Genomic DNA, 10,949 nt, shown 5'->3' on the forward strand with positions numbered 1-10,949 from the left:
TTACTGTTTCTCAAATGCCTTTTTTCACTTTATATGTTTGTTTTGATGCTCTCTTTAATTTTTTCTCTACGTAATTTACCTCTGTGACAGTTTGGGGTGCGGAATGTGGGTTAAAAACTACTCATCATAGTCTTGACGTAGTTGTTCATAGTTGAAAACTCTAGGTCTTCGAGATTGTGGTGCTTGGGTTTTAGGCGTTTCGTCTGGAGTTTCTACCAGTTCTGTATTACCGAGATTGATGGATTCATAAACAGGATGAACTTGAGCCTGTTCTTCTTTTTTGCGTTCCTTCTGAGTCTTTTTCTTTTGCTTGATGAAAGTATCTCTATCGTGTATCTCTGCCAAAATGGATTTATTGCTGAGTGTTTTACCCACAGAATGCACTTTTTGACTAGCAGCTTTAGCCTCTTCTAAAGATAATTGCTCTGTTTCCCAATTCAACGCATGAGCAGCAGAAAGAAGCTCTTCCTTACCTTTATCTATTCGATAAACCCAAACAGTTGTAATATCCCTGGGATCATATCTGAGTAAAACACTTTCCCCAGCGTAAGCCGCTAAGTAGTCTCCTCGATACATAATATTTTCAAAGCTGAGATATCCGCCTTTGTAAATACTGCGTCGAGTTTTTTTCATCAAACAGACATCTAATTCACGCTCCTTCACTATTTTGGGTAGAGCAGGTAATCCTGCTTCCCATCTTTGGAATCTTGATTGTTCTTTTGTACGTGCATCAAGACGCTGATTATAGTTGTCAATAATGTAGCGAACTAATAATAGGTGTAGTTCCCGTAAAGTTAAGCAAGCTTCTTCTTCTGCTGTCTTAGGACGTTCTTGAATATTAGAGCCTAGATAACCATAGAAACCAGAGAGAAATTCTGTATTGATAGTGCCAAAACTACGTTCTTCAATACCTCCTTCACTGGGGCGATCGCGCAGATGACACTCAAAGCCTAATTGGAAACCAATCTGTTTTAAGTGGTCTGAGCGAAAATCTCTGCCACCATCAGTGAAAAGATTTTCAGGTACACCATAAGTTGCCCATTCACAATGAAGTTTGTATTCCGCACTATACTGCTTTGGCAAAATAGCATGGCGTAATGCTAGGGCTACCACTTGAGAACTTGGTGCATCAAAGCCCAAATGGATACCCATAATACAGCGAGAGTAACTGTCTGTAATTTTGGTGAACCAAGGGCGAGACAAAGGCTCACCATATTGATCAACCAACATGACATCTAGTTTTGTATGGTCACACTGCCAAACATGATTACTATGATGTACATCTAAGGTTTGCCCATCACGAGTTTTGTGGGATACTCGTGACCCCCGCCATCCAACATTTCGTACTTTCTGTTTTTGCTCTTTCCGCTCAATAATAGGGTTAAGAACTCTGTAAACTGTCATGTGACTGGGGTAATCTTCTAAACCTAGCTGTCCTGCTCTGACTTGTACCCTGATTGCTACTTGAGCCGGAGTCATTTTTTTACTACCCTTATTACCTTCTTTAAAAGTGCTGATCATAAATTTTTGCCACTCAGGGTCTATCCGATAACTGCCTTTATCATTTCTCTCAGTATCAACAATTGCGGATGGACCGTCTTGTTGATACTTCTTAACTAGACGCTGGACAGTTCTGACAGTCTTACCCAGTTTTTCTGCTGCTCCCCTTAATTTCTGACCATAGGTTTTGCGATCGCATGGTTCAAGTAGACTTTGAATCACTTCCATCTTGAGTTTTGCTTCAGCCGAAAGTTCGGTAATAATTACGTTTGTTTCTTCTGGTTCATCATCCTGAATTTCTGCCAAATCATTGTTGTCATCAAATGGCAGAGATTCCTTGTCTTGATTGAAGATAGGTATTTCATCCATAGTGGGACTTAGACAAAATAGTAGTTCGCTATTGTGCGGGTACATCCAACTTTCCTGGGGTACAGGATGTATTTGTTAATATAAATGTATTATCATTTAACTATGATATCGCCTCTTACCCTAAAAAGCGACAGTTAATTTGTTATGATGCTAAAAAAATTTTATAATCAGAAAAAACTAAAAGGCGACGTACAATATGTTATTGTAACAGATAACGACAATTAAAATGTTAAATATCTGAGTAAATGTTTTAATAATAAAAACGCTGTAAACACTTATGCAGTGAGAATTTCAGCGTTCTTAACTTTAACGACATTATTTTGTTATAACGACAAATAATTTGTTACTCGACATTAATTTTCCACAACCCTTTTGGGATGCTGGTAATGAAGCTGAAGAAACGGCTAATAATCTTGCTAAAAATGTCAAAGAATTAACTGAAAAATCAAAGATTTAGAAACTTCTATTTTGGATTTTTCTCCACCTAAAGAAGTTACTAAAGTTAAACAGCAGATTCAAAAAATTAATGATGAAGTAAAACAGGTTCAAACTGAAGAACAAAATCAGCGCGACATTGCTAAGTAACAGAAAGCGAAAGGGGACGCTATTTACTGGAATATTCTTCAGTCCACAAAATTACTCTTGTCAAGCAAGATAGCTTCTTTGGCGGGCAAGATGCCCGCACCACAAGATTTTTATCAGATTTTTATCAACTGCATTGATCATTTCATAAATCAACAATCATCCAACCTATAAAAACTGGGTCAGGAATAGTCTTAGTTAAGAAACATCCGCACCCAAGGCTATCCTAATTACCCAAAATATCATTAAAGAGGCGATCGCTAACCAATCGGCCATTTTTAACGTTAATTCTTGCCATTTAACCTGATGTTCATTAGGACTGGTAAAACCCCTAACCATCATCGCATTTGCCATTTGTTCAGCCCGCAAAAGCAGATTTTTTAATAGTCTCTCAGTCACAATTAACCAAACTTTTGCTCCTCTTTTTAATCCTAACTTTTTCCAATTAATTGCCCTAGTCATAACGGAACGAACTAAGTTTTGGATTTCTTCTAAAACCAGGGGAATAAACCGCAAAGATAAAGTTAGAGTTAGAGTGATTTCTGTAACTGGAATATTCAATCTTCTTAAAGGCTGCATTAAACTTTCCATTCCCGAAGTAATTTCTTCTGGTGAGGTTGTAAGCAAATATAAATTAGTGCTGTAGATTAATGTAAAAACTATTGTACTCAAACTAATTGCTAAATCCCAAGAACGGTGACTTACTTTCACAAATCCCTGGTGAAATAACACATAGCTATATTGTTTATTATTATCTGCTATTGTCGGGGTAATTTGGGTTTTTTTATCAGTGCTTGGTTGCGTGAGAATTTGCTCATTTCCAGGTAAACGGGACTGATAATTTATACCTAATCCATCGGGACTAATCGCGCCAATAGCTAATACCATAAATGATAATACCAGCAGCCAGCCCATTTGTTGTCGCCATACTCTGAGCGGAATTTTAGCAAACACAGTAAAAAGAATTAGCAGTAATACCAGCAATACCCGCCAATAATTATTAGCGAAAACATAGCTACTTAGAAAGCTCAATAACCAAATTAACTTAACTCGTGGGTCGAGTTTATGTAACCAAGTTTGCGGTTCTTCTAAGTAAAGTCCGATGGGTAGCGATCGCAGTAAATCCATATTTTTGTCATTGGTCAGTTGTCATTTGTCAGTTGTCAACGGCATCAAGTCCAGGAAGATGACCAACTGACAATAGTTATTTATTTTACACGAGTAGCTCGATTCGGACCACCAATTTCCATTTCTCGAACTTTCTTACTGCGCCAAAATAGACGAATGGGTGTCCCTTGAAAGCCCAACTGTTTACGGAATTGTCGTTCGATATAGCGGCGATAATTCTCATTAAAGCGTGTAGCATCATTTACAAACAAAGCAATAGAAGGAGGCTGACTACTCACCTGAGTCCCATAATATATTTTACCCTGACGACCGCCCCGGGAAGTCGGTGGTGAATGCCAACTGATAGCATCTTCTAGCACTTCATTAATTACCGATGTACTTACGCGGCGTTTATGTGATTCAGCGGCTTCATTGACCAATTCTAAAATCTTTTCTACTCTTAATCCCGTAACTGCACTCACAAAAATAGTATCTGCCCATTCAGTAAAATGTAAGCGTGACTCTAAATCTTTTTCATGGTCATAGATAGTATAAGAGTCTTTTTCGACAGCATCCCACTTATTAACAACAATAACACAAGCGCGACCTTCTTCTAAAACGCGCCCAGCTAATTTTTGATCTTGTTCGGTTACACCATCTATGGCATCAATCACTAATAAAACCACATCAGCCCGACGAATAGCTTTGAATGCGCGATTAATACTGAAAAATTCCGTCCCGTATTCTATATGTTTCTTTTTGCGAATACCAGCGGTATCAATCAACCTGTAAGTCTGTCCGCCTCGTTCAACTATTGTATCAATTGTATCTCTAGTTGTTCCAGAAATAGGACTGACAATAGCTCTATTTTCACCGACAAAAGCATTTAGTAAACTGGATTTGCCCACATTGGGTCGGCCGATAATAGCGACTTTAATTTCAGGATTTTCCTCTACTTCTGTTGCATAAGGAATGTGATTCATTAACTCATCGAGAATTTCCCCCGTACCACTACCATGAATAGCGGAAATGGGGAAAGGTTCACCTAGTCCTAATTCCCAAAATTCAGCGGCTTGAATCACTCCTTGATCTGGGGATTCGCATTTATTCACGGCCAATAATACGGGTACTGGTTGCTGACGTAACCATTCGGAAATTTCTTCATCTGCGGGCATTAGACCTGCTTGCCCATCAACTACGAAAATCGCGGCAGAGGCTTCTGCAAGAGCCGTTAAAGCCTGTTGGCGAATTAAAGGTAGAAATTCGGTGTCATCGTTAAAAACTAAGCCGCCTGTGTCCACTACCACAAATTCCCGATCATTCCAAAATGCTGGACGATAAGTGCGATCGCGTGTTACACCTGGTTCATCGTGGACTATTGCTGTTTGATCTCCAGCAAGACGATTTACAAAGGTAGATTTGCCCACATTTGGGCGGCCGATAATTGCAACAATTGGCAATGGCATAAACTAGAGTTCTTTAGTGCTGAGTGTGTAGGTGTGCTGAGTTTTGTCTCTACGTTCTTCACCCAGCACTGTTTTAGAGAACTATTTATTGTATCATGGTTTTTGATAATTAGGAGTTTTTGAAAAAGTTGTTTGTTAGAAATAATTAAATTTGTTTGTGAAATCGGATATTATAGATAGATAAATCCCTGAATTTTTAGAGAAATCAGGGATCTAAATATCAGGATATTTAACTAGATTTCATTCAGAAATTGAAGCAACTGGATCTTCAATTTCAGAGGATACACTAGGTAATTCTAAACAATATCCAGCCCCATAGACGGTTTTAATGTAGCGTGGATGACGAGGATCGGGTTCGAGTTTGGTTCTCAAATGACGAATATGCACGCGAATAGTCTCAATATCATCATCAGGATCATAACCCCAAACTTCTCTGAGGATTTCACTAGGGGAAACGGTTTGTCCGTGACGTTGTAGCAAGCAGTGGAGTAACTCAAATTCTAAATGAGTCAATTTCACTGTTGTTTTGAACCAGATAGCCTCAAATCTTTCAGGAACAAGGGTAAGAGATCCATAGTTGAGAATTTCACTATGTTTTGCTGCTTGGGGAATTCTGTCAGTGCGTCGCAATAAAGCCCGTATCCGTGCTAATAATTCCTCTACCTCAAACGGTTTTGTAAGGTAGTCATCCGCACCAGCATTAAACCCTTCTACCTTATTCTGAGTTTGGCTTAAAGCAGTCAACATCAATACAGGAATCTCAGCAGTGCGCTCATCCCGACGTAAGCGTTGACAAACTGTAAACCCATCTACTTTGGGTAACATCAGATCAAGCATAATTAAGTCCGGTTGTAGCTGGAGAGCCAGCGCTTGACCTTTGATACCATCTTCGGCTTGACTAACATCGTAGCCCGCCATTTCCAAGTTGACGGCAACAAGTTCTGAAATCGCTAGGTCATCATCTATGACAAGAATCCTGGGCATTCTTAAAAATTATAACTACTTTATTTAAGGATAATTGACGTTCCCCTCACTACTAAAAGTTCGCTGTGCTAATTCTGGTAGAAAGTTGAGGGACTTTTGAGATCATCAAGCAAACCGTAAACTTTTGTTTTCCTTGATATATAAAAAGATTACCATCTTAATTATAAAAAATATGTTAAATCTAATATAAATATTAAAATCAGATCATTGTCAAATTCATTATCCTATTCTTATGTATAAGTACGAATATTTACCGCCATATTTTTTGCAAAATGGCATGACCATGACAACTTATACAGCTTTGTGGGCTAGTCGTGATTGGGAGAGTAAAACTACTCATCCAGAACCAGGATATCACGAAGTCATCTTCACAGGTGGACAAGGTGTGCCAATTTTTGGTAAGGTTGCTATTCCCCCAAATGCCCATAGTACAATTATTGGCACTTATGGTATTACTGGAGAATTAGACCAACAATGGTTTTTGCAAATTTTGGGACGCAAGGCTTACGCCCAAGGTTATGCTGTAGTATTATTTGATTGGCGGGCGCATGGTAAAACCGCAGAATTATCGCCAACATTGACTTCAGACGGTTTGTATGAGGGGGAAGATTTTGTCAGAATTGCGGAAACGTCCGCAAAAATGGGTTGTCCTCCGCAATTTTGGTTCATAGGCTATTCTTTGGGGGGACAATTGGCCTTATGGGGAGTGAAAGCCGCAGCAGATTTAGCACCCAAAGATATTGATCTTGCTGGTGGGGCGGTGATTTGTCCGAGTTTAGATTCCTGTCGATCACTGACTTATTTAGTTACGCACCCATTCGGTAAATATATTGAATCTCGCATTGCTAAAGAATTAAAAAAACTAGCTTGGAAAATCCATGCTGCTTATCCTGAATCTATTAAGCCTGAAGCTATTCATAGGGCTAATAGCATTTGGGCATTTGACGAAGAACTCGTTATTGAAGGTTTGGGTTTCCCTAGCGTCACTGATTATTATCAAGCCAGCAGTGGGTTAGAATTGTTACCTAAACTATCAAAACCAACCTTAATTCTATATGCTGCTGATGACCCCTTATTTGATCCTGCTATTATTCCTGATTTAGAAACCGCTGCTAGGAAAAATCCCGATATAGATTTATTACTCACTCGTTACGGTGGCCATGTTGGTTATGTGAGTAGCAAAAGATGTCAAAATCAATATCAAGATCCTGATCAATGGTGGGCTTGGAATCGCGTTTTACAGTGGATAGAAATAAAACGTCACCAAAAAATTGAACAGGTTTCTCTGGAAAAAAGTAACTCTTGCGTCTCTTTTATGGTGATTGAGGATTGATTATCACAAAACTCTTACGGGACAAAGGTGATAAACAATTATCCCCATATTTTCAGTGAAATGCGGACACAATAAGGCTTTCAATGATTTTGACCCAGGTTTTCCATAAAATGTCCGCAAGAACCATTTTTTCCCTGTTCCCCGATCCTTCCTGTTCCCTTCTCTCAACTTCTCGGTTTAGCATAACAAGTACCGAATAACCAAAAAAGTAAAGTTTAATTATTAAGAACTGTGTTTAATTGTAATTGGCTACCTGCACCTAAAAACTTAAATTTGTCATTACATAATGTGCATCTTTGGCGCATTAATTTAAATCAGTCGGAATCACAATTACAAGATTTTTGGGAAACTTTATCTAGTGATGAAATTGCTCGCGCCGAAAGGTTTTATTTTCCTGAACATCGGCAAAGATTTATCGCTGGACGTGGCACTCTCCGCGCCATTTTAGGGCGATATTTAGCTATTGATCCCAAACAAGTGGAATTTGAATATCAACCCCGTGGTAAGCCTTTTTTAGCAGCTAAATTTGCCAATCAAAGATTATTCTTTAATTTATCTCATTCCCAAAATTTAGCTTTGTGTGGCGTAAGTTCTCAAAATCTTGGTGTAGATTTAGAATGTATTCGCACTATGCCAGATTTAGAAAGTCTGGCCAAACGGTTTTTTTCTGCTGAAGAATATGAACATCTGCGGTTAGTTTCTTCTGAAGAACAAAAACAAATATTTTTCCGTTATTGGACTTGTAAAGAAGCTTATGTAAAAGCTACAGGAGATGGTTTAGTCAAGTTAGAAGAAATTAAAATATCTTTAACAAAAAATCAACCCAGTAGATTACTTGTATCAGGAGATTGGAATTTAAGGGAATTAACACCAACAGATAATTTTGCGGCCGCAGTTGTCGTTGCGGGGAGGAATATTAATTTACATTGTTGGGAATATTCACCTTTTGTGGACTATTAAATGGGTTTCCTGTCTCATAACTGAAGTCGCTTAAAAGCGACTGGAATTAGCAGTAATTTTGTTTTGAGGGGAAATTCGGCCAAGGTAAACTAAGATTTAGTTTGGGTAGAGTCATGACTAAACTTTCTGAAAAACTTATGTTTACTGTGGCCTGACTAATTGATGAATTTAACTCATACCAAATGATTACTTTTTCAGCAACCCTTAATTAATCATCTCAACTCCAGTAGAAAAATCACAGTTTAGACATTATTCAGATGCTAATAATTCCCGAATTATCCGAGTTACAGCTTTTTGAGTGACGCGATTAGCAATTTGTTGGCCTAAACGCTGCACTCCTGGATTAACAATGATTTGGGCTAATTGTGGGGCTATTTTAGTAGCATCAAAACCTTTAGTTTCTCGCAGAATACCAGCAATGCGTTTAATATATTCTAAGGTTTGTTGTTGTTCAACTGTTGCTGATGGGATTTGATTTACTGCTGTTAATCCTACCCTTTCTCGGAGTATATAGGTGAAGTTATGTAAAGCATTTTTACTAACAGCGTCTACACTATTGAAAAATTCATCAACTAATCTATCACGAATAAATGAACCGCGTTCTGAAGAAAGAAATTCTACTCCTTGATTGAGGACTAAGTTAAGATCATATTCTTGGTTACTGCGGGCATTTTTTAACAAGTTTTCCAAACGATTCCAGCGGAATTTACCATCTTTAAAAAGTAACTCTTTTAATGATGTTCTTAACTCATCTGCTGGATCTGTTAATAACCGTTTAGCAACATAAGGATAGGCTTCGCTGAGAACTTTGAAGTTGGGATCTATATAAATTGCAATTCCTTCTAAAGTGACAAGAGAACGAATAATTAAAGCGTAATAAGGTGGAACACGGAAAGGATATTCATACATTAAAGCCGATAAATCATCGGTAATACTTTTAATATTCAAATCCGCTACACTTGCACCTTCCGCGTTAGCAAATACCTTAGCAAAAGCCGGAACAATAGGGGTAAGGTCCGTTTCTGGAGTTAGAAATTCTAGCTTTACATAGTCTTTTGCTAAACTATCAAATTCTCGGTTAACGACGTGAACAATTGCCTCAATTAAACCATAACGTTGGGCTGGTTTAACTTCGCTCATCATCCCAAAATCAAGATAAGCTAATTTACCATCCATAGTAGCTAACAAGTTACCGGGGTGGGGGTCAGCATGGAAAAATCCATGTTCTAATAATTGACGCAAGGAACACTGGACACCAATTTCAATTAAATACCGCGCATTGATTCCCAAGGCCGCAATTTTTTCTGGTTGAGTTAATTTCAAACCGTTAATCCATTCCATCGTTAAAACCCGACGGTTGGTGTATTCCCAGTAAATTTTTGGTACATAAATATCCTTCATGTTACCATATAACTCAAAAAAGCGTTCGGCATTTTCCCCTTCATGAATGTAATCCATTTCTTCAAAAATGCGATCGCCCAATTCATCTAAAATCCCGACTAAATCACTACGTACCCGCTTGACTTTGCGCTGTACCCAACCAGCCAGATTTCGTAAAATATACAAATCTATAGTAATTCGTTCCCGTAAATCTGGACGCTGAACTTTAATCGCTACCTCTTCCCCAGTTTTCAATTTTCCTTTATATACCTGTCCCAAGGAAGCAGCCGCAATGGGTTGAGCAGACAATTCTGCATAAATTTCCGTCGGTGGCGCTCCTAGTTCTTCTTCTATAAACTGGTAAGCTATTTCATTAGGAAAAGCCGGTAATTGATCTTGCAGTTTAGTCAATTCTTCTAAATAAACTGGTGGGACTAAATCTGGCCTAGTAGATAAAGCCTGACCGATTTTAATGTAAGCCGGACCGAGTTTTGTTAATAATTTTCTGAGTTGAATGGCGCGACGTTGTTCATTTTTTACCAAAATTCCCCATTGCTTATCCCACCACAAGCCAAACACAAAGGAAATTGTTGGTTTAAGAACCGTCAAAATCCGCCCTAAAACTTGTAAAAATCGTCCACGATATTGTTCTTGTATTTCCACAGGATCATACAGCACTGTCTCTGGTTCAGTTCCTGTTGTCACTCGCGGCTTATGTCTCGGCCGTCTGGAGACTTCCGCTGACTTGATTACTAAAGTCTCTGCACTTTTTTCCGCTATGACTTCAATTACGGACAATTCGCCTCCGCGACTGTCCTCCTGACTTGTTCGAGAACTAGGGGGAAGTGTCTTAACCATCATGAAGAAGCCACCAGTTAAATCAACGTTGTTAAATATTGTAACAATATCTTGTCTTTTAGAAATATTTTTGTCAATTATTATCTTTCATGTTTTTGTCAGATACAGCATATTTTAACTTGATACATTACGATTAAGAACATTATGATAGTGGTTTTTTGCTCTTGTAGAGCAGCAGAGGAGGCCGAGAAAAGAGAAATATAGAGGGTTTTTATCTAAATTTGGGACTTTTTTATTTGCAAGTCTCTTCTTAAATTACAAGATTGATTAAATAATTTGCAGATTTTGTTATAGGGATATAAGTTATTTGTATGGGACTTTGACAAAAAAGAACTTTCTCAATAAAGGGGGGTTCATTCTCATGATTATTGAGAATTTTATCAATAATTTCACGAGTTTCGGTAATTTCA

Annotated in this window: 7 protein-coding genes; 2 read left to right on the forward strand and 5 right to left on the reverse strand. The window is 38.2% G+C overall.

Going from position 1 to position 10,949, the window contains the following annotated elements:
- Window positions 1–117: 117 nt before the first annotated feature.
- The 4 genes from H6F62_RS19795 to H6F62_RS19810 all read right to left on the reverse strand — a co-directional run bounded on the left by H6F62_RS19795 (window position 118) and on the right by H6F62_RS19810 (window position 6,008).
- Window positions 118–1,869: a Mu transposase C-terminal domain-containing protein gene (locus H6F62_RS19795; RefSeq protein WP_190372788.1), complete on the reverse strand. Its 1,752-nt coding sequence runs from the start codon at window positions 1,867–1,869 to the stop codon at window positions 118–120.
- A 780-nt stretch (window positions 1,870–2,649) separates the two neighbouring features.
- Window positions 2,650–3,579 carry an energy-coupling factor transporter transmembrane protein EcfT gene (locus H6F62_RS19800; RefSeq protein ID WP_190372789.1) on the reverse strand — a complete coding sequence of 310 codons (930 nt, stop codon included), beginning with the start codon at window positions 3,577–3,579 and terminating at the stop codon, window positions 2,650–2,652.
- Between the two features lie 80 nt (window positions 3,580–3,659).
- Complete coding sequence (gene der / locus H6F62_RS19805) at window positions 3,660–5,024, reverse strand: ribosome biogenesis GTPase Der (protein WP_137909563.1); 1,365 nt, start codon at window positions 5,022–5,024, stop codon at window positions 3,660–3,662.
- A 240-nt stretch (window positions 5,025–5,264) separates the two neighbouring features.
- Window positions 5,265–6,008 carry a response regulator transcription factor gene (locus H6F62_RS19810; RefSeq protein ID WP_028082828.1) on the reverse strand — a complete coding sequence of 248 codons (744 nt, stop codon included), beginning with the start codon at window positions 6,006–6,008 and terminating at the stop codon, window positions 5,265–5,267.
- 232 nt (window positions 6,009–6,240) lie between these two features.
- On the opposite strand from H6F62_RS19810, the gene H6F62_RS19815 reads away from it, so the two are divergent.
- Window positions 6,241–7,341: an alpha/beta fold hydrolase gene (locus H6F62_RS19815; RefSeq protein ID WP_137909562.1), complete on the forward strand. Its 1,101-nt coding sequence runs from the start codon at window positions 6,241–6,243 to the stop codon at window positions 7,339–7,341.
- 231 nt (window positions 7,342–7,572) lie between these two features.
- Window positions 7,573–8,301 carry a 4'-phosphopantetheinyl transferase HetI gene (gene hetI / locus H6F62_RS19820; RefSeq protein WP_137909561.1) on the forward strand — a complete coding sequence of 243 codons (729 nt, stop codon included), beginning with the start codon at window positions 7,573–7,575 and terminating at the stop codon, window positions 8,299–8,301.
- Between the two features lie 249 nt (window positions 8,302–8,550).
- Here the strand turns inward: hetI and H6F62_RS19825 are convergent, their stop codons facing one another.
- Entirely contained in the window at window positions 8,551–10,542 is a 1,992-nt protein-coding gene (locus H6F62_RS19825; protein ID WP_190372790.1) for an AarF/ABC1/UbiB kinase family protein, read from the reverse strand.
- Between the last annotated feature and the right edge of the window lie 407 nt (window positions 10,543–10,949).

The organism is Anabaena sp. FACHB-1391 (genome assembly GCF_014696755.1).
Lineage (GTDB): Bacteria > Cyanobacteriota > Cyanobacteriia > Cyanobacteriales > Nostocaceae > Dolichospermum > Dolichospermum planctonicum.